This window comes from Variovorax sp. PBS-H4 (genome assembly GCF_901827205.1).
Lineage (GTDB): Bacteria > Pseudomonadota > Gammaproteobacteria > Burkholderiales > Burkholderiaceae_C > Variovorax.
In genome coordinates this window covers 6,002,170-6,021,728 of the sequence record NZ_LR594675.1, presented here as the reverse complement: position 1 = coordinate 6,021,728, position 19,559 = coordinate 6,002,170, and the positions used below count along the sequence as shown (strand labels likewise).

Sequence of the window (19,559 nt, the reverse complement as noted above, 5' to 3'; positions counted from 1 at the left end):
GGGCGCTCGACTCGCTCGGTCGCGCCTGCCGTGCCTAGCTCTGGCCGGATGCGGAGCGGGAGGCGGTCAGGTGAACGCGCACCCGCTCTGCAAGGACCAGGTCCTCCGATGCGACGGGGGTGTAGGCGCTCACCGGCAGTGGCCGGCCATGCGAGTCGACCGAGACGAAGACGATCAGGCATTCGGCCGTCTTCTGCATTTCGCCGCCCTTCATGTCGCCGCTGCGCACTTCCACGACGATGTTCATGCTGCTGGTGCCGGTGTAGGCCAGCCGGGCCTCGACCTCGACCAGGTCGCCGATCATGATCGGATGGTGGAAGCGGATGCTGCCAATGAACACCGTCACGCAGTAGCGCTTGGACCAGGTGGTCGCGCAGGCGTAGCCCGCTTCATCGATCCATTTCATGACGGTGCCGCCATGGACCTTGCCGCCAAAGTTGACGGTGCTGGGCTCGGCGAGGAAGCGCAGGGTGATGCTGGTCATGCGAGGTCTCGGTAATAGAAAGGAAGGAGGGGAGGAGCAGCTGGAGTGCGGCGATTATGCGAGCCCCTTTGCCTTGCCGGCGCCGAAGAGATGCGCCACCGTGCGCCGCAGCCAGGCGTTGCCGGGATCGGCGTGGAAGCGCTCGTGCCAGTGCTGCTTCACCGCGTAGTGCGGCAGCGCGAAGGGCGGCTCCAGCAGCTTCACCGGCTCCTGCGTGGCCAGCACCTCGCCGAGGATTCGCGGCACGATCACGATCAACTCGGTGTGCGCCACGATGCGCGCCACGCTCAGGAAGCTGGACAGTGCCACCACCACCTCGCGCTTCACGCCCAGCCGGGCGATGGTCTTGTCGACGATCGCATGCCCGGTGCCGGAAGAGGAGATCACCGCGTGCGCCTCCGCCTCGAAGCGCTTGCGCGTGAGCCGCTCGCCGATGCGCGGGTGGTTGCGCGCCGCCAGGCAGACGAAGTTCTGCATGAAGAGCGTCTGCTGGTAGAAGCCCGCGTCCAGCTGCGGCATGAAGCCCACCGCGAGGTCCACCTCGCCGTCGGCCAGCCGCCGGCCGCTGTCGGTGGAGATGATCTCGGTCTCGATGTGCGCCCCGGGGGCCGTTCGGCGCAAGTGGTCGAGCAGGCCGGGCAGGAGCACCACCTCGCTGATGTCCGTCATGCAGATGCGGAAGTTGCGCTGGGCCCGGGCGGGGTCGAAGTTGCTGCGGCTGCCGCGTGCCTGCTCGATCTGCGACAGGGCCGCGCGCACGTGCGGCAGCATGCGCTGCGCATACGGCGTGGGCTGCATGCCCTGCGCGGTGCGCGCGAACAGCCGGTCGTCGAAGTGCACACGCAGCTTGTTGAGCATGGTGCTGGCCGCGGCCTGCGCCAGGCCCAGGCGCTCGGCGGCTTTCGAGACGCTGCCTGTCTTGTAGATCTCGTCGAACACTGCGAGCCATTCGAGATCGAGCTTCGCCATGGGTCTCTCCTTCCGCGGTGAAGTCCCATTATCGAAAAACATGATCCGGACTATTGCCTGCAGGGCTTGAACAAATAGTGGTCCAGGCAAACAATAGCCCGCAAAGGCGCAGGACGCCTGGAGACACCCCCATGAACACCGCCCCCCAGGCCGCGCGCAGCGACGCCGCCGAGCGCCGCGACTACTACGAACGCATCCGTCCGCTGAACCTCACGCCCCTGTGGGAATCGCTGCACGCGCTGGTGCCGCGCGAACCGCAGACGCCCTGCGTGCCTTCGCTCTGGCGCTACGACGAGATCCGGCCGCTGCTGATGGAATCGGCCGCGCTCATCACGGCCGAGGAAGCAGTTCGTCGCGTGCTGGTGCTGGAGAACCCGGCGATCCCCGGCCGCTCTTCCATCACCCAGTCGCTCTACGCCGGCCTGCAGCTGATCATGCCGGGCGAGGTCGCGCCTTCGCACCGCCACGTGCAGTCGGCGCTGCGCTTCATCGTCGACGGCAAGGGTGCGTACACCACGGTGGGCGGGGAGCGCACCACCATGTTCCCGGGCGACTTCATCATCACGCCTTCGTGGGCCTGGCACGACCACGGCAACGAGGGCCTCGAAGGCGTGAGCGAGCCGGTGGTGTGGCTGGACGGGCTCGACATCCCGATGCTGCGCTTCTTCGACGCCGGCTTCGCCGAGAACGACGACGCCAAGATGCAGCAGGTGGCCCGGCCCGAAGGCAACAGCCTGGCGCGCTTCGGCCACAACATGGTGCCGGTGCGGCACGACCATGTGGCGCCGACCTCGCCGATCTTCAACTACCCCTATGCGCGCAGCCGGGAGGCACTGGCCCAGCTGCAGAAGCAGGAGGCGCCCGATGCCTGGCTGGGGCACAAGCTGCGCTACGTCAATCCGCTGACCGGCGGCTCGCCGATGCCCACCATCGGGACCCACCTGCAGCTGCTGCCCGAGGGCTTTGCCGGCAAGACACACCGCGGCACCGACGGCACGGTCTACAGCGTGGTCGAGGGGCGCGGCACCGCCGAGATCGGCGGCCAGCGCTTCGACTTCGGTCCGCGCGATACCTTCGTCGTGCCTTCGTGGGCGCCGCTGCGCCTCTCGGCCGTCGAAGACGTTGTGCTGTTCAGCTTCTCCGACCGTCCCGTGCAGCAAGCCATGGGCGTGCTGCGCGAGGCCTTCCTGCAGGACGCCTGACATCGCGCCGTCCGCGCGGCGGCATCTTTCTTCTTTCCGAACCACGTGCCGCCCTGCGGCGGGAGCTTCCATGTCCTATGTCTTTGCGCCGCCGGCCACCGTCGGCCTTCCCATCGTCGGAACGTCCGGCCTGTTCCCCGTGCGCCGCGTCTACTGCGTCGGCCGCAACTACGCGGCTCATGCGCGCGAGATGGGCTTCGATCCCGACCGCGAGCCGCCCTTCTTCTTCTGCAAGCCCAATGACGACGCCTCTGTTGTGCCCGTGCCGGCCGGCGAGACGGTGGGCATCCCCTACCCGGGCCAGACCGCCAACTACCATTACGAGGCCGAGCTGGTGGTGCTCATCGGACAGGGTGGCCGGGAAATCAAAGTGGAAGAGGCCGCCGGGCACATCTACGGATACGCGGTCGGCCTGGACATGACGCGCCGCGATCTTCAGATGAGGATGCGCGAGCAGGGCCGGCCCTGGGAGATCGGCAAGGCCTTCGACTTCTCGGCGCCCATCGGGCCGGTGCGCACGCGCGCCGACGCGGGCGAGATCGACAGCGGCGCGATCACCCTGGAGGTGAACGGCGAGACGCGCCAGAAGAGCGACATCCGCAACCTGACCTGGTCGGTCAACGAGGTGATCGCCAATCTCTCCACCCTGTTCGCCCTGCAGCCGGGCGACCTGATCTTCACCGGCACGCCGGAAGGTGTGGGCCCGGTGCAGCGCGGCCAGACGATGAACGTGCGCATCGACGGCCTCGAGCCCATTGCCGTGCGCGTGGATTGAGTTCGCGATTCCACCTCCGGAGACGAAAACCATGAGCACCCCACGACAAGAGAAGCCCTCCGTGCTGCTGGTCGGCGGCGGCATCGGCGGCATGGCGGCGGCGCTGGCGCTGGCGCGCCTGGGCTTGACCGTCGAGCTGCTGGAGCAGAGCGCCGCCATCGGCGAGATCGGCGCCGGGCTTCAGCTCGGCCCCAACGCCTTTGCCGCGCTCGACGCGCTGGGCGTCGGAGAAGCGGTGCGGCGCGGCTCGGTGTTCACCGACCGGCTCGTCATGATGGATGCGGTCGACTGCAGCGAAATCGCCTCCGTCCCGGTGGGCGAGGCCTTTCGCTCCCGCTTCGGCAACCCCTATGCGGTGAGCCACCGCGCCGACCTGCATGGCGCCATCCACGAGGCGGTGAAGCAGCACCCGCTGATCCGCTTCCACACCTCGGCACAGGTCGAGACGATCGACATCGGCGAGCGCCGCGAGCACGACGTCGTGGCCGTCACCCGCGACGGCCGGCGCTTCCAGGCCGACGCCATCGTCGGGTGCGACGGGGTCAAGTCGGTGGTGCGCAGCAAGCTGATCGGCGATGCGCCGCGCGTCTCGGGCCACGTGGTCTACCGCGCGGTGGTGCCGGCGGCCGACATGCCCGAGGACCTGCGCTGGAACGCGCCCGTGGTCTGGGCCGGCCCCGACTGCCACCTGGTCCACTATCCGCTGCGCCATGGCGAGCAGTACAACCTGGTGGTGACCTTCCATAGCCGCGATGACGAGGAATGGGGCGTGACCGACGGCAGCAAGGAGGAGGTGCTCTCGTATTTCGAAGGCGTGCATGCGCGCCCGCGGCAACTCCTGGACCGGCCGACCTCCTGGCGCCGATGGAGCACCGCCGACCGCGACCCGGTCGCGAACTGGAGCCAGGGCCCAGCCACTTTGCTGGGCGACGCGGCGCATCCGATGATGCAGTACCTCGCACAGGGCGCGTGCATGGCGCTCGAGGACGCGGTGACACTGGGCGCCGCGGTCGAGGCCTGCGACTTCGACCTGCCCGCGGCGTTCCGGCTCTATTCGTCGGCACGCGTGGCGCGCACCGCGCGTGTCGTGCTGTCGGTGCGCGAGATGGGCCGCCTCTACCATGCCAAGGGCGTGGAGCGGCTGGTGCGCAACAGCCTCTGGGTGGGCCGCACGCCCGAACGCTTCTACGATGCGGTCGAATGGCTTTATGCATGGGATCCCGCGCAGTGTCTGGAGCCGTGACTCACCCCCAGGGTGGCTCACTTCGTGTAGCCGCCCACCCCCTCACCGGGGGCAACACCAGCGGCCCTGCAAAGCCGGTTCCGCGGTGTTCCCCGAACGGGCCAGGCTTCGCCGGCCGGTGATGCAGCTTTGTTCAACAGGAGACGAAATCGTCATGAAAACCATCCTTTCGCTGGCTGCGGCCCTGGTCACGACGGCTGCACTCGCGCAGCCCGCCGACTACCCGAGCAAGCCCGTCACGCTGGTCACGCCTTTCGCGGCTGGCAGCGGGCCCGACGCGGTGCTGCGCCTGGTGGCCGACAAGCTCGGCCGCATTTGGAACCAGCGCGTGGTGGTGGACAACAAGCCGGGCGGCGGCGGCTTCATCGCCATCGAGCAGGCCCGGCGCGCCGCCCCTGACGGCTACACCCTGCTGCAGCTCGACAGCGAACACGTCGCGGCGCTGCCGCACCTGTACAAGTCGCGCAACTTCGTGACGCTGCAGCACTTCGATCCGGTGGCCTCGCTGTTCCGCACGCCCTTCTTCGTCGCGGTGCCCACCGACTCGAAGTGGAAGAACATGAGCGACCTGATCGCCGCCGCCAAGGCCGCCCCGCTGAGCTATGGCTCGTGGGGCGTTGGCAGCCCGGGGCACCTGGGCGCGCAGCAGCTGGAGGCGCTGACCGGGGTACAGATGCAGCACGTGCCCTACCGCGAGGTGTCGCAGCTCTACACCAACGTGGGCTCGGGCGAGGTGCCGTGGGCCTTCGCCAGCATCCCTTCGAGCCAGGGCGTCTACAAGGCCGGCAAGCTGCGCTACATCGCGGTCGCCACGCCCAAGCGCGTCCCGCAGATGCCGGACGTGCCCACGATGGCCGAGGCCGGCGGCCCGGCCAGCCTGGAGGTCACTTCCTTCGTCTCTCTGCTCGCGCCCAAGGGCGTGTCGCCGGCGATCCAGGCGAAGATCAACGCCGACGTCGCCAAGGCCATCGCCGACCCCGAGATCCGCGCCCGCTTCGACACCTTCGCCTTCGAGCCCCTGGCCTGGTCGCCCGATGAGATCCGACGCCAGGCGGAGGCCAAGTCCAAGGTCTACGGGGAGCTGGTGCGGCGCGGGAACATCAGCCTCGAATGACTGTTGCTCGCCCCCAGGTTGGCTCACTTCGTGTAGCCGCCCACCCCCTACCGGGGGCCATACCAGCGGCCCGGCAAAGCCGGTTCCGCGGTATCCCCGGAGTGGGGCACGTATCCTCGACGGTTCCTCATCCATTTCACTGTCTTCACATGCAAGCTTCAAAACGCGCCCTCCTGATCGCCGCCTGCGTGCTGCCGCTGGTCGCCGCCGCGCAGACCGCTGCCTGGCCCACCAAACCGATCCGCTTGGTCGTCGGCTTCCCGGGCGGATCGACGCCCGACATCGCCGCGCGCACCATCGCCGAGCCGCTGGCCAAGGCGCTGGGTCAGCCGGTCGTGGTCGACAACAAGCCGGGTGCCTCGGGCAACATCGCGGCCGACCAGGTGGCCAAGGCGACCGACGATCACACCTTGGGGGTCGTGATCAACGGCAACCTGACCTCGTCGAAGATGCTCTATCCGAAGCTGCCCTACGACCCGGCCAAGGACTTCACCTACCTCTCGCTGCTGACCACCGCTCCGCTGGTGCTGGTGGCCCAGAACAGCCTGCCGACCGGCCCCGCCTTCTTCGAGGCCGGCCGCAAGGGCGGCGACAAATGGAGTTACGGCTCGGTCGGCGTCGGCTCCGTGGGCCACCTCGGCATGGAGCTGCTCAAGAGCCGCGTGCCGGGCCTGAAGGCGGTGCACGTGCCTTACCAGGGCAACCCGCAGGTCATGACCGACCTGATCGGCAACCAGATCCAGATGGCGCTGATCCCGCCCGGCATCGCCATGCCCCAGGTCAAGGCCGGCAAGGTGAGGGCCATCGGGATCACCAGCGGCCGCAGCGCGCTGGTGCCCGAGCTGCCGCCGCTGGCCGATGCCGGTGTGAAGGACTTCAACCTCGAGGTCTGGACCGCGCTGCTGGGCCCGGCGAACCTTTCCAAGGCAGCGCAGGAGCGCATCACGCGCGAGCTGGCGGTGGTGATGAAGTCGCCCGAGGTGCGGCAAAAGCTGTTCGACCAAGGCTGGCAGGCAGTGGGCACCTCCCCCGACGGCATGCGCACGCGTGTGAAGGAAGAAGCGGCGGTGATGACCAGGATCATTTCCACGCAAGGAATCAAGCTGCAATAGCTCTCCCCCAGGCTGGCTTACTTCGTGTAGCCGCCCACCCCCTCACCGGGGGCAACACCAGCGGCCCGGCAAAGCCGGTTCCGCGGTGTTCCCCCAAACGGCCGACCCCATCGAGGCATCAGATGAATTCGACTCTTCGTGAATCTGCGCGCGAACTGCCGGTCTTCGGCGAGTACGACGTGGTCGTGGTCGGCGGCGGTCCGGCCGGCCTCGCCGCGGCGGTGAGTGCGGCGCGCCACGGCGCGCGCACGCTGCTGGTGGAGCGCTACGGCTTCCTCGGCGGCATGGGGACGGCCGGCGGGGTGACCAACTTCGCCGGTCTCTACGGCAAGCGCGACGGCGAAATGACGCAGCTGGTGCACGGCGTCGTCGACGACCTGCTGGCGCGCATGGATGCCTTGGGCGGGCTCAACAAGCCGCAGGACGGCATGCAGGGGCGCATCCGCGTGCGCTCCTACGACACCTCGATCTACAAGTGCGCGGCCGACCAGCTGCTGCTCGATGCCGGCGTCGAGCTGCTGTTCCACGCGCTCGCCGCGGCGGTGGTGATGGACGGCTCACGCATCGCCGCGCTAGTGGTCGAGACCAAGTCCGGCCGCATCGCGATCCGCGCCAGCGCCTTCATCGATGCCAGCGGCGATGCCGACGTGGCCGCGTTCGCGGGCGTGCCGTTCGCCGTCGGCGACGGACACGGCAGCGGGCTCTTCCCTTCCACCATGTTTCGCGTCGGCCATGTGGATGCGCCGCGCGCGCTGGCCGCGGTGGGCGAGTTCAAGGCCATCAACGAGCTGATGGCGAAGGCGCTGGAGCGCAGCCCTGGCGCCTACCGCTTCCCGCGCGAGGGCGCGATCCTTCGGCCGCAGATCGATCCGCGCGAATGGCGCGCCAACGTCACGCAGATCCGCAACGCCAGGGGCGATGCAATGAACGGCGTGGACGCACGCGAGCTCAGCGACGGCGAGATCGAAGGCCGGCGCCAGATTGGCGAGTACTTCCGCTTTCTCAAGGCCGAAGTGCCGGGCTTCGAAGAGTCGGCCATCGTCGAGATCGCGCCGCAGGTGGGCATCCGCGAGACGCGGCGCATCGAAGGCCTCTATGCGCTCTCGGGCGAGGACATCCTCTCCTCGGCGCGCTTCGACGACAGCATCGGCATCAACGCCTGGCCGATGGAGATGCATGCCGCGGGCAAGATCGAGTGGGCCTTCCCGCGCGACACGCAGCGCACCTACAACCAGCTGCCATGGCGCATGCTGGTGCCGTGCGGCGTGGACAACCTGCTGGTGGCCGGCCGTTGCGCGTCGATGACGCACGAGGGCCAGTCGGCCGCGCGCGCGAGCGGCGGCTGTTTCGTGATGGGGCAGGCTGCGGGCACGGCGGCGGCTTCGCTGGGCAGTTCGCGCTTCACCGGGGTCGACGTGGCGGCGCTGCAGAAGACGCTGGCGTCCGACGGCGTCGATCTCGATCATTGAGCGAGCCCCGCCGCCGATCGACCGAGGAGGTTTTCGCCTCAATCGCGAGCGCTGCCGTCCGACACCGCCGGCGGCGCTCCGGTCCTAGCGTGGAGCCTTCCCCGTGGGAGGTGTTCCATGAAGCAGCAGCGAGAGGACGACCCGGCAGCCAAGCGCGCGTTTCGCCGCATGGCCATCCTCGCGGTCGCCCTGATACTCGGCGGCATCCTGCTGGTATTCCTGTGGATGAAAGACTCGGCCGTGAACACGGGACAGGGCCCAAGCATTTGCCCCCGGTTGCTGCACGACACCGCGCAAGCGGTAGCCTGAACGTTCCGCATGTGCGGGTGACAGCCGCGGGACAGGCGTGGGGCAAGCTCTTTGCTATCGTCGCTGTTCCCTTGCCGCGATTTCCCCACCATGACCGACCCCGCCACCGCCGCCCGCCTCGTCGGAGAACTCGTAGAACTGATGGCGTTGGAGCCGCTGGGCGATGACCGCTTCCTCGCGCAGAGCGAAGACATCGGCACTCCGGCCGTATTCGGCGGCCAGGTCCTTGGCCAGTCGCTGGTGGCTGCCAGCCGTACGGTGGCCGCTGACCGGCCGGTGCATTCGATGCACGCCTACTTCCTGCTGCCCGGCGAGCATGCGCCCATCGAGTACGCGGTCGACCGCGTGCGCGACGGCCGCAGCTTCACCACGCGGCATGTGGTGGCGCGCCAGCGCGATCGCATCATCTTCGAGATGTCGGCTTCGTTCCAGACGGTGGACGAGGGCGTGGAGCACCAGTTGCCGATGCCCTCGGAGGCCGGCCCCGAAGGCTTGCTCAGCGAAGTGGAACAGCGCCGCGCGCTCGGCGACCGTTTGCCCGAGCGCTGGCGCAACGCCGCCCTTTCGCCCCATGGCATCGAATATCGCCGGGTCGATCCCGACGACTTGCTTGCACCGGCGCCGCGCCCCCCGCAGGCCGCACTGTGGATGCGCGCGATCGCGCCGCTGCCGGACGATCCGGTCGTGCACCGGGCGCTGCTCGCCTATGCGTCCGACCACGGGCTGCTGCGAGCCGCGATGCTGCCCCATGGCCTGAGCTTCATGAGCGGCCGGGTGCGCCCGGCCAGCCTCGACCACGCAATGTGGTTCCACCGCGATTTCCGCATGGACGACTGGCTGCTTTACGTGATCGACTCGCCCAGCGCCGGCGGCGCCCGCGGCCTGTCGCGCGGCAGTCTGTTCACGCGGGACGGGCGGTTGGTCGCGTCGGCCGCCCAGGAAGGGATGATCCGCGTGCTGCCCGAAGGAAGTCCGTGGGCCGTCAGCGGCGGCGCGGCACCGATCTGAAGAACCGCACGTTCATCAATCTGCGCGGGGCGCGGCGGCCGGCCACAGCACCCACGCGATCGCCACCATCATCAGCACTACCGCGGCCCAGTCCTGCCAGGTGACCGTCTCGCCCAGCCGGAGCGATCAAGGTCGGGGAACGAGAAGGGCAGCTGGCGCAGGGTGAAATGCGTGCAGGGCGGGCATTGGGGCCCGCGCATCCGTGGCGTGCAGGCGCCGCCTCCGGTGCGCTCAGCGGAACGGATTCGCGGTCGCGAACCAGAGGCCGATGCCGGTGGCGATGATGAAGGCGCCGTCGGTCACGCCCGCGATCAGGAAAAACAGCGTCTGCAACTGGTCCTTGAGCTCGGGTTGCCGCGCCGTGCCTTCCAGCAGCCTCGAGCCGACGATGCCGATGCCGATGCAGGAGCCCACGGCGGCAATGCCGATGAGAAGCGCGACGGCGAGGGGAAGGATGTCGAAGCCTTGGGTCATGGTGCTCTTTCGCGGCCTTGGAAGTTCGGCCTGGTGGCTGCCGGCACCCCCTTGGTCCCGGCTTGCCTCCAATGTCGCGGAGCCGGTGCGTGGCGTCGATGACCTCGGAGGTCATGGCGGCTCGCCGCTGCGCTCCGGCGCAGGGCCGACCGCTCATCCGGGCAGCAGGCGCTTCAAGTAATGGCCCGTGTGGCTGGATTCGTTGGCCGCCAGTGCCTCCGGCGTGCCCTCGCCCACCACCGAGCCGCCCCCGGCGCCGCCTTCGGGGCCCATGTCGATCAGCCAGTCGGCGGTCTTGATCACGTCGAGGTTGTGCTCGATCACCACGATGGTATTGCCCGCGTCGCGCAGCTGGTGCAGCACCTTGAGCAGGAGCTCGATGTCGGCGAAGTGCAGGCCCGTGGTCGGCTCGTCGAGGATGTAGAGCGTGCGGCCGGTGTCGCGCTTGCTGAGCTCCAGCGCCAGCTTGACGCGCTGCGCCTCGCCGCCCGACAGCGTGGTCGCTGCCTGGCCCAGCTTGATGTAGCTCAGGCCGACGTCCAGCAGCGTGCGCAGCTTGCGCTCGATCGTGGGCACGGCCTTCAGGAACTCGTGGGCGGCCTCCACCGTCATGTCCAGGATCTGCGCGATGTTGCGGCCCTTGTACTGGACCTCCAGCGTCTCGCGGTTGTAGCGCTGGCCGTGGCAGACCTCGCAGGGTACGTAGACGTCGGGCAGGAAGTGCATCTCGACCTTCACCACGCCATCGCCCTGGCAGGCCTCGCAGCGCCCGCCAGCGACGTTGAAACTGAAGCGGCCGGGGCCGTAGCCGCGCTCGCGCGCGGTGTTGGTTTCAGCCATCAGCTCGCGGATCGGCGTGAACAGGCCCGTATAGGTGGCGGGGTTGCTGCGTGGCGTGCGGCCGATGGGCGACTGGTCGACGTTGATGACCTTGTCGAAATACTCGATGCCCTCCACCGCCTCGTGCTCGGCGGGCTCCTCGTGCGCGCGGTAGAGCGTGCGCGCGACGGCAGCGTAGAGGGTGTCGTTGACCAGCGTGGACTTGCCCGAGCCCGAGACGCCGGTCACGCAGGTGAAGAGGCCGACGGGGAAGGCCACGCTGACGTTCTTGAGGTTGTTGCCGGTGGCGCCGACCACACGGATCTCCTGCAGGTCGGTCTGCGTGGCGAGGTGCGCGGCCTCGCGCGCCGCGCGCCGCTCGGCTGCCGGGCTCATGGGGAAGCGCGAAGCCTTTTTGGGCTCCGCGGCCGCCGCCTTGGCGACCACGGGCAGCCAGGGGGTGCGGCGCCTGGGCACCGCGATCTTCCTGGCGCCCGAGAGGTACTGGCCGGTGAGCGAATCGGGATGGCCGGCGACCTGTGCGTAGCTGCCCTGCGCCATCACGCGCCCGCCGTGTACGCCGGCGCCAGGGCCCATGTCGATCACGTGGTCGGCAGCATGGATCATGTCCTCGTCGTGCTCGACCACGATCACGCTGTTGCCGATGTCTCGCAGATGCTTGAGGGTGCCGATCAGCCGGTCGTTGTCGCGCTGGTGCAGGCCGATGCTGGGCTCGTCGAGCACGTACATCACGCCGGTGAGGCCGGAGCCGATCTGCGAGGCCAGGCGAATGCGCTGGGCCTCGCCGCCCGAGAGCGTCTCGGCACTGCGGTCGAGGCTCAGGTAGTTGAGGCCCACGTCGTTGAGGAACTTGAGCCGCAGGCCGATCTCGCGCACGACCTTGTCGGCGATCTCGGCCTTCGCGCCGTGCAGGTGCAGCCGCTGGAAGTAGGCCAGGCTCTCGCGCAGCGTGGCATGGCTGATCTCGTAGATCGCCATGCGCTGCGCGCCGCCGTCCGATTCGTCGACCAGGTAAACATGGCGCGCCTCGCGCCGCAGGCGCGTGCCGGCGCAGTCGGGGCAGGGCTGCAGGTTGCGGAAGCGCGAAAGGTCCTCGCGCACCATGGCCGAGTCGGTCTCGCGGTAGCGCCGTGCCATGTTCGGGATCACGCCTTCGAAAGGATGCTTGCGCACCAGTTTCCTGCCGGACTGCTGGCCGCTTTCCATGGTGTAGGAGAACTTGATCTCCTCCTCGGCCGAGCCGTGCAGCACCGCCTGCTGCACGGAGGCGGGCAGGTCCTCGAACGGCGTGTCGACGCTGAACTTGTAGTGCTTGGCCACGCTCTCCAGCATGCTGAAGTAATAGCCGTTGCGCCGGTCCCAACCTTTGATCGCGCCGCTGGCCAGGCTCAGCGTCGGAAACGCGACGACACGCTGCGGATCGAAGAACTCCCGATGGCCCAGGCCGTCGCAGCTCGGGCAGGCGCCCACCGGCGAGTTGAAGGAAAAAAGGCGCGGCTCCAGCTCGGCCAGCGAGTAGTGGCAGACGGGGCAGGCGAATTTGGCGTTGAAGAGGTGTTCCTTGGTGGCGCCGCCCTCGTGCATCTCCAGCGCAATGGCGCGGCCCTCGGCCAGGCGCAGCGCATTCTCGAAGCTCTCGGCGAGGCGCTGCTGCATGTCGGGGCGCGCGCGCAGGCGATCGATCACCACGTCGATGTCGTGCTTCTCCGTCTTCTTGAGCTTGGGCAGGTCGTTGTATTCGAAGGTCTGGCCGTCGACGCGGAAGCGCACGTAGCCCTGGGCCTGCATCTCGGAAAAAAGCTCGAGGAACTCGCCTTTCTTCTCGCGGGCCACGGGGGCCAGGATCATCAGGCGCGGCTCGTCCGGAATGGCCATGACCGCGTCCACCATCTGCGAGACGGTCTGGGCCTGCAGCGGCAGGTCGTGGTCGGGGCAGTAAGGCGTGCCGGCGCGGGCGTACAGCAGGCGCAGGTAGTCGTGGATCTCGGTCACCGTGCCCACGGTGGAGCGCGGGTTGTGGCTGGTCGCCTTCTGCTCGATGCTGATCGCGGGCGACAGGCCCTCGATCATGTCGACGTCGGGCTTGTCCATCAGCTGCAGGAACTGTCGCGCATACGCCGACAGACTTTCCACATAGCGGCGCTGCCCCTCGGCATAAAGCGTGTCGAAGGCCAGGCTGGATTTGCCCGAGCCTGAAAGACCGGTGATTACCACGAGCTTGTTGCGCGGAATGTCGAGGTCGATGTTCTTGAGGTTGTGCGTGCGGGCGCCGCGGATGCTGATGCGTTGCTGCGCGAGCGCGGCGCCGAGGTAGGCGCCGCTGGTGCTCTCGCCGAGATGGGCGCCGCTGGCGCTATCCAGGAGGGTGGAATTCACAGGACGGTCGATTTTGGACAACCGAACATGATAAATCCCCTGGGATTTCAGGGCACGGGGGCGGTACTGGCGGCCCCTTGCTGGGATTCGGATGGCGTCAGCACTGGCGCGGGGGAGCCGATCGCTCCGGCCACCATGTGCTCTGCCAGTGATTCGTAAAGCGGCCGGCTGATCATGCGCGACACCAGGCTGGCCAGCATGGCCGAGGCCATCAGGCTCAACACCATCGAATGCCCGTCGACCATTTCCATCACGATGATGAACGCCGTCAGCGGGGTCTGCGTCACGGCCGCCAGGAAGCCGGCCATCCCCAGGGCGATCAGCGCCGGCCCGACGCCGGCACCGGTGAGTTGCGAGACGCTGTTGCCGATGCCCGCGCCGATGGTCAGCGCCGGCGCGAAGATGCCGCCGGGTACGCCGCACCAAGCGGTGAGCCAGGTGGCGATGAACTTGAGCAGGGTGTGCAACGGCGAGAGGTCCTGGTGGCCTGCCAGCATGCCCTTCACGGTTTCGGAGCCCGCCCCGAAGGTTGCACCGCCCGTCACCAGACCGATCAGCGCGATGAGCAGGCCGCCTGCTGCCGCGAAGCGCAGCGGCCACCGCGCGCGGACCTGGTTCAGCCGGCCCGGTGCGCCGGTCAGCGAGGCGGCCAGCAGACGCGAAAAGAGTCCGCCAGCCACGCCGCTCGCCAGCGTGACCGCCAGGCCTGGCCCCAGCGCCGACCAGCCCAGGTCGGGCACCCGGATGATTCCGAAGTAGCTGAGGTTGCCGAACACGGACACCGCCACCAGGCCTGCCAGCACGATCGCGGTGATGATCAGGCCGCTGGCGCGCGTCTCCAGCCGTCCGTACAGCTCCTCGATCGCGAACACCACGCCTGCCAGCGGTGCATTGAAGGCGGCCGCGATTCCGGCCGCGCCGCCCGCGACCAGCAGCGCGCGCGCATCGATGGTGGAAGCTGGCGAGAGCCAACGGCGCGCATGCTGCATCACCCCGGCAGCCACTTGCACGGAAGGCCCTTCGCGCCCGATCGAGAGGCCTGCCGCCAGGCCCGCGACGGCCAGCCCAATCTTGGCAATGGTGAGGCGCAGCGACACCAGTCGGCCACGGCGTTCCGGCGGAAGAGCCGGGTGCAGTGCGGCCTTGACCTGCGGAATGCCCGAGCCTGCGGCAGCCGGAAACCATCGGCGGGTTGCCCAGACGATGGCGACAGTGAGAGCCGGTGTCCACAGCAGCAGTGCCCACGGTTGCGCCTGGTGCAGGCGGCGGAATATGCCGAAGGCCGCATCGCTCGCGAGGGTGAAGCCCACCACGAACAGGCCCGCGGCCACCGCATAGGCCAGCACGATGGCACGATCGAGCCAAAGGCGGCCGCTGGACAACTCGGCACGCAGGTTTTCGAGGAAATCAGGTTCGCGGTTCATCGAAGCGGTTCATTCTCGCAGCAGCGCTGGCGGCATTCGCCAGCAAGACGAATGGCGGCCTCGATGCGGCACAATGTCGCGTTTACCGTCTACCGTCCACTCATCCCAGGGGCAACACATATGGCATCGGTCAACAAAGTCATCCTCGTCGGCAATCTCGGACGCGACCCGGAAACCCGCACCTTCCCGAGCGGTGACCAGATCTGCAACGTGACCCTGGCCACCACCGACAAGTGGAAGGACAAGCAGAGCGGCGAAATGCGCGAGGCCACCGAGTGGCACCGCCTTGTATTCAACGGCCGCCTGGCCGAGATCGCCGCGCAGTACCTGCGCAAGGGCTCGCAGATCTACGTCGAGGGCCAGATCCGCACGCGCAAGTACACCGACAAGGATGGCGTCGAGAAATTTGCTACCGACATTCGCGTCGACCAGATGCAGATGCTCGGCAGCCGCCAGGGGCAGGGTGCTCCCTCGGGTGACGACGACGGCGGCTATGGCGGTGGTTCTTCGCAGGGCGGGGGCGGCGGCTACTCGCGCCCGCCGGCCGCTGCACCGCGCGCGCCGGCCGCTTCGCCGGCTGCACGCCAGGCACCTGCCAAGTCCTCGTCCGGCTTCGACGACATGGACGACGACATTCCTTTCTGACGAGATCCTTCCACATCGCCTTCTGAGGCGCAGGGCTTGACGGCCCTGCGCCTTTTTTATTGCGCCCCTTCGGGCGATCGAGTCTCAGCAGGGGCCCGGCTTCGTGCAGCAGTGGAGGAAAGAGCGCGCGCAGGTTGCGCAGATCCTGATGAATTGTCGCGGCAATTGTTTCCAACGATGACTCTTCAGCACCATACGCATCGCTTGGCTACAACCCTTAACGACAGCAGCGATGACCCCGTTCCTCCGATGCGCATTGATTTGCACGGCCGCAGTGCTGAGTGGCTGCGCAGTTGCACCGGGTGTGAACTTCGGTGGCACTGTCTCAGCCCCGGCGGCAAGTTCGGATAGCCCGTCCAGCGATGCTGCCGATCCGCCGCCGCCCGGGGCACTGCAGAGCATCACCTCCGAACTGATCCGCAGCCAGCGGGCGGCTCAAGCCAACGTTGTGGTGGGCTCGGATGTCAAGCGCCTTTTCGGTGTCGCGCAGCCGTACCGGATCGGCAGCGGCGACATCTTGAACATCGTCGTGTGGGACCACCCGGACCTGGTGCTCGCGCCTGCAGGTTCCCTTACCACCGACGCCATCACCGGCTCTCCCGTCAGCAATGGCTACAACGTGGGCGCGGACGGGACGATCCAGTTTCCTTATGTGGGCAGTTTCAAGGTCGCCGGACTCACAGAATCAGAAGTGCGCGACCGCCTGGTCGCACGTCTGGCCAAGTATTTCAGCGAGCCGAAGGTCACGGTCCGCATCCAGTCCTACCGGGCTGGCCGCGTGTATGTCGATGGTGAGGTGCGCGCGCCAGGCCTGCAAGCCGTCAACGACATCCCGATGACCTTGCCGGAGGCGATCCACCGAGCCGGCGGCTTCACAGCCGAGGCCGATCGCTCTTCCGTCAGCGTCTCGCGCAGCGGCACGAGCACCGTGGTCGACCTGCCACGGTTGACGGCCCTGGGCGTCAATCCGAACGACATCCTCCTGGCCGCCGGCGACCTGGTGCGGGTCCTCAGTCGCGAGGACGCAAAGGTCTATGTAATGGGTGAGGTCACGCGTCCGGTCGCCCAGCCCCTGCGCAACGGGCGACTCACGCTCAACCAGGCGCTGGGCGAAGCGGGCGGTGTCAGCACCACGACGGGAAATCCGCAGCAGATCTATGTGGTGCGCGCCGGTGCAGCCGGCTCGGTTCAGATCTTCCATCTCGATGCGAGCACCCCGGTGGCTTACGCGCTGGCGGAAGGGTTCGAACTCAAGGCGCGCGATGTCGTCTATGTCGATCCCGTGGCCCTGGTGCGCTGGAACCGCGTCGTCAGCCTGATCCTTCCGAGTGCGCAGGTGGTCAACGTGGCCAACAACGTCAAATGACACGACATATCCTGGTCCTGTGCTCGGGCAACGTTTGCCGCAGCCCCGTCGCTGCGGCGCTGCTGGCGCATGAGCTTCCTGGCAAGACGATCAGGTCGGCGGGCCTGGCCGCGCCGGTGGGTGCTCCCGCCGATCCCATGGCGATCGAGTTCGCGGCGGCGCGAGGCCTCGATCTTTCAGCCCACCGCGCGCAGCACGTGACCTTTGCGATGTGCCGGGCCGCCGAGCTCATCCTGGTGATGGAGCAGCGCCACGCCGCCGAGCTCAGGCGGAGATACCCGCAGGTATGGGGAAAGGTGTTCAGGCTGGGTGAAGCGGCAGGCTTCGACATCGCTGACCCGTACCGCAAGCCCCGAAAGACCTTCGAAGCCGCCTGCATCGATGTCGCCGCCGGCGTCGCCGCGTGGGCGCGGCGCATTCGCGAGCTGGAACGCAGCCTCGTTCTGCCACGGCAGCCTGCCGTCCATTGCGAATGAACATACCTACGCCCGTCACTGCCAACGCCCCGCTGCTAACGCGGGCGAAAGACGAGATCAGCCTGCTCGAGCTGCTCGATGTCGTTCTCGACAACCGATGGCTCATTGCAGGGGTGACGGTGCTCGGTCTCGTGTTCGGCGTGGCCTATGCGTTGCTCGCCACGCCCATCTATCGAGCCAGCACCATGGTGCAAGTGGAAGAAAGCAAAGGCGGGGCTGGCACGTTGCTGGGCGACGCTGCCAGCCTGTTCGACATCCGCTCCCCGGCATCGGCGGAGATGCAGATCCTGCGCTCGCGGCTGGTGCTCGGGCAGACCGTGGAGAACCTGGGGCTCGACGTGGAGGTGAGCCCGAGATACCTCCCGATCTTCGGACCCTGGCTGGCACGTCATGCAAGCGAACCCTCCGACCCCGGCTTCTTGATGCTGTCGGGCTATGTGACTGGCAACGAGTCGCTGCGCGTGGATCGCTTCGAGGTGCCTGAAGCGCTGGAAGGAGCACGCTTTCGTGTACGGCTGACCGCTCACGGCTATGAGCTGCTGTCGCCCGACGACGAGCGTTTGGGCGCGCAGCGAATTGGACAGCCGCTCGCGTTCTCGGTAGATGGCCGGCAAGGCCTGCTGCTGGTGGGTGCGGCAGAGGGCAAGCCAGGCGCCGAATTCAATCTCACGCGCTATGTCCGCCTGGAAGTCATCGAGCAGCTTCAAAAAGACCTCGTGATCGTGGAAGAAGGCAAGCAGTCTGGCGTGATCCGAGCCAGCCTCGAAGGCGGAGACCCTCGCGAAATTGCCCGCGTGCTCAACGAGATCGGCACGCTGTACGTAAGACAGAACGTCGAACGCAAGGTCGCCGAGGCGGACAAGTCGCTGACCTTCCTGAGCGGCTTCCTCCCTGAAGTACGCGGGCAGCTGGAGGCGGCCGAGACCAAGTTCAGCCAGTTCCGCAATCGCAAGGGCACCTTCGACCTGGATGCGGAGGGTAAGCTGATCCTGGAGGAGGCCGTCAAGCTGCAGACCAGCATGGTGGAGCTGCAGCAGAAGCGCAAGGAACTGCGCGCACGCTACACCGCGGAACACTACAGCATCCGTACGATCGACGCGCAGATCGCTGGCCTCCAAGGCGAGCTGGACAAACTGAACAAGCGCGTCAAGACGCTCCCCGACGTAGAGCAGGAACTCCTGAGCCTCACGCGAGACGTGAAGGTCAACAGCGAGCTATACCTCAAGCTGCTCGACAACGCCCAGCAACTGCGCCTGGTGAAGGAAGGCAAGGTTGCGAACGTGCGCATCGTGGATACGGCCGCCACGCCGAGAAAGCCGGCGAAGCCCTTGCGCGCTTTATCGGTCGTGCTTGCAGCCACTCTTGGCCTGTTGGCTGGTTTGGCAATGGCTTGTGTGCGCAACAGTCTGCGGCCAGGCCTCAAGGACCCGACCGAGATCGAGCAACGTACCGGACTGCATGTATTCGCGACCGTGCCGCATTCCGATGCGCAGGCGAAGCTTTTGCGTGAAGCCAGCAAGTCCGCCGCGAGACGCCCGCTGCTCGCCACGGCGAATCCTCAGGACCCAGTGGTGGAAAGCCTTCGAAGCTTTCGAACGGCGTTGCAGTTCACCATGCTGGATTCGGCCACCAACATCATCCTGATCAGCGGCCCGACGCCGGGCGTGGGCAAGTCCTTTGTCAGCGCCAACCTGGCGGCCGTCCTTGGTGCAGCCGACAAGAAGGTGCTGTTGATCGATGGTGATCTGCGCAAAGGTCGCTTGAACCACGACATCGGCGTGAACCGCAAGGAAGGCCTGAGCGAGGTCATCTGCGGCGGCTTGCAATGGGACAAGGTGCTGCATCGCGCTATAGCACCCAATGTGGATTTTCTGTCGACCGGGGTGTTGCCGCCGAATTCGGCCGAACTGCTGATGAAGCCTTTGGTTCAGGCATTGCTGCAACAGGTCGCCAGGCACTACGACTGGGTCATCGTCGATACCCCGCCGGTCCTGGCAGCGTCCGACACCGCCATCCTCGCACCGATGGCAGGCGCAGTTTTCCTGGTGGCCCGGGCAGGGGCCAGCACTCAAGGCGAGCTGCAGGAATCGGCCAAGCGACTGCTTGGTGCCGGCGTCACGGTCAACGGTGTGATCTTCAACGACCTCGACACGACCAGGCGTCGATACGGGGGTGCGAAGCACGGGGCGTACCGCTATGTCGACTATCGGTACTGATTCAGCCGTTTTTTTACAGGGGAGCGAACCCCGTAGCCACTCGTTGGAGGGGAAACC

The 19,559-nt window shown here is 67.4% G+C and carries 17 protein-coding genes; 12 read left to right on the top strand and 5 right to left on the bottom strand.

Annotation, left to right across the window (positions count from 1 at the left end; all coding sequences use genetic code 11):
• Positions 1-34: 34 nt before the first annotated feature.
• Both E5CHR_RS28660 and E5CHR_RS28655 read right to left on the bottom strand, forming a co-directional pair.
• A complete protein-coding gene (locus tag E5CHR_RS28660) occupies positions 35-484 on the bottom strand; it encodes an acyl-CoA thioesterase (protein WP_162583157.1) in 450 nt (149 codons plus the stop codon).
• Positions 485-538: 54 nt separating this feature from the next.
• Positions 539-1,453, bottom strand: coding sequence for a LysR family transcriptional regulator (locus tag E5CHR_RS28655; protein ID WP_162583156.1), 915 nt, complete (start codon positions 1,451-1,453; stop codon positions 539-541).
• Positions 1,454-1,584: 131 nt separating this feature from the next.
• Here E5CHR_RS28655 and gtdA point away from each other — a divergent pair, with 131 nt between their 5' ends.
• The 8 genes from gtdA to E5CHR_RS28615 all read left to right on the top strand — a co-directional run bounded on the left by gtdA (position 1,585) and on the right by E5CHR_RS28615 (position 9,685).
• Complete coding sequence (gtdA, locus tag E5CHR_RS28650; protein ID WP_162583155.1) at positions 1,585-2,655, top strand: gentisate 1,2-dioxygenase; 1,071 nt, start codon at positions 1,585-1,587, stop codon at positions 2,653-2,655.
• Between the two features lie 70 nt (positions 2,656-2,725).
• A complete protein-coding gene (locus tag E5CHR_RS28645) occupies positions 2,726-3,430 on the top strand; it encodes a fumarylacetoacetate hydrolase family protein (RefSeq protein ID WP_162583154.1) in 705 nt (234 codons plus the stop codon).
• Between the two features lie 31 nt (positions 3,431-3,461).
• Positions 3,462-4,673, top strand: a complete 1,212-nt coding sequence (locus tag E5CHR_RS28640; RefSeq protein WP_162583153.1) for a 3-hydroxybenzoate 6-monooxygenase — start codon at positions 3,462-3,464, stop codon at positions 4,671-4,673.
• A gap of 154 nt (positions 4,674-4,827) precedes the next feature.
• Positions 4,828-5,787 (top strand): Bug family tripartite tricarboxylate transporter substrate binding protein, encoded by a 960-nt coding sequence (locus E5CHR_RS28635; protein ID WP_232062227.1) that lies wholly within the window; start codon positions 4,828-4,830, stop codon positions 5,785-5,787.
• 149 nt (positions 5,788-5,936) lie between these two features.
• Entirely contained in the window at positions 5,937-6,899 is a 963-nt protein-coding gene (locus E5CHR_RS28630) for a Bug family tripartite tricarboxylate transporter substrate binding protein (protein WP_162583152.1), read from the top strand.
• Positions 6,900-7,021: 122 nt separating this feature from the next.
• Positions 7,022-8,368: an FAD-dependent oxidoreductase gene (locus E5CHR_RS28625; protein WP_162583151.1), complete on the top strand. Its 1,347-nt coding sequence runs from the start codon at positions 7,022-7,024 to the stop codon at positions 8,366-8,368.
• Between the two features lie 117 nt (positions 8,369-8,485).
• Positions 8,486-8,677: a hypothetical protein gene (locus E5CHR_RS28620; RefSeq protein ID WP_162583150.1), complete on the top strand. Its 192-nt coding sequence runs from the start codon at positions 8,486-8,488 to the stop codon at positions 8,675-8,677.
• Between the two features lie 90 nt (positions 8,678-8,767).
• Positions 8,768-9,685: an acyl-CoA thioesterase gene (locus tag E5CHR_RS28615; protein WP_162583149.1), complete on the top strand. Its 918-nt coding sequence runs from the start codon at positions 8,768-8,770 to the stop codon at positions 9,683-9,685.
• 231 nt (positions 9,686-9,916) lie between these two features.
• Here E5CHR_RS28615 and atpE read toward each other — a convergent pair whose 3' ends face one another.
• The 3 genes from atpE to E5CHR_RS28600 all read right to left on the bottom strand — a co-directional run bounded on the left by atpE (position 9,917) and on the right by E5CHR_RS28600 (position 14,799).
• The gene (gene atpE / locus E5CHR_RS28610; RefSeq protein WP_068684783.1) at positions 9,917-10,159 is read right to left on the bottom strand and encodes a F0F1 ATP synthase subunit C; all 243 of its coding nucleotides are present in this window, start codon (positions 10,157-10,159) and stop codon (positions 9,917-9,919) included.
• Positions 10,160-10,312: 153 nt separating this feature from the next.
• On the bottom strand, positions 10,313-13,360 hold the full coding sequence (gene uvrA, locus E5CHR_RS28605; RefSeq protein WP_162583951.1) for an excinuclease ABC subunit UvrA: 3,048 nt from the start codon (positions 13,358-13,360) through the stop codon (positions 10,313-10,315).
• A gap of 62 nt (positions 13,361-13,422) precedes the next feature.
• Positions 13,423-14,799, bottom strand: coding sequence for a chloride channel protein (locus tag E5CHR_RS28600; protein ID WP_162583148.1), 1,377 nt, complete (start codon positions 14,797-14,799; stop codon positions 13,423-13,425).
• A 120-nt stretch (positions 14,800-14,919) separates the two neighbouring features.
• Between E5CHR_RS28600 and ssb the strand changes: the two genes are divergently transcribed.
• The 4 genes from ssb to E5CHR_RS28580 all read left to right on the top strand — a co-directional run bounded on the left by ssb (position 14,920) and on the right by E5CHR_RS28580 (position 19,502).
• Positions 14,920-15,444 (top strand): single-stranded DNA-binding protein, encoded by a 525-nt coding sequence (gene ssb, locus E5CHR_RS28595; protein WP_162583147.1) that lies wholly within the window; start codon positions 14,920-14,922, stop codon positions 15,442-15,444.
• A gap of 232 nt (positions 15,445-15,676) precedes the next feature.
• A complete protein-coding gene (locus E5CHR_RS28590; RefSeq protein ID WP_162583146.1) occupies positions 15,677-16,810 on the top strand; it encodes a polysaccharide biosynthesis/export family protein in 1,134 nt (377 codons plus the stop codon).
• Entirely contained in the window at positions 16,807-17,286 is a 480-nt protein-coding gene (locus tag E5CHR_RS28585; RefSeq protein WP_162583145.1) for a low molecular weight protein-tyrosine-phosphatase, read from the top strand. Before E5CHR_RS28590 ends, E5CHR_RS28585 begins: the two co-directional genes overlap by 4 nt.
• Complete coding sequence (locus E5CHR_RS28580) at positions 17,283-19,502, top strand: polysaccharide biosynthesis tyrosine autokinase (RefSeq protein WP_162583144.1); 2,220 nt, start codon at positions 17,283-17,285, stop codon at positions 19,500-19,502. Before E5CHR_RS28585 ends, E5CHR_RS28580 begins: the two co-directional genes overlap by 4 nt.
• The last annotated feature ends 57 nt before the right edge of the window (positions 19,503-19,559 follow it).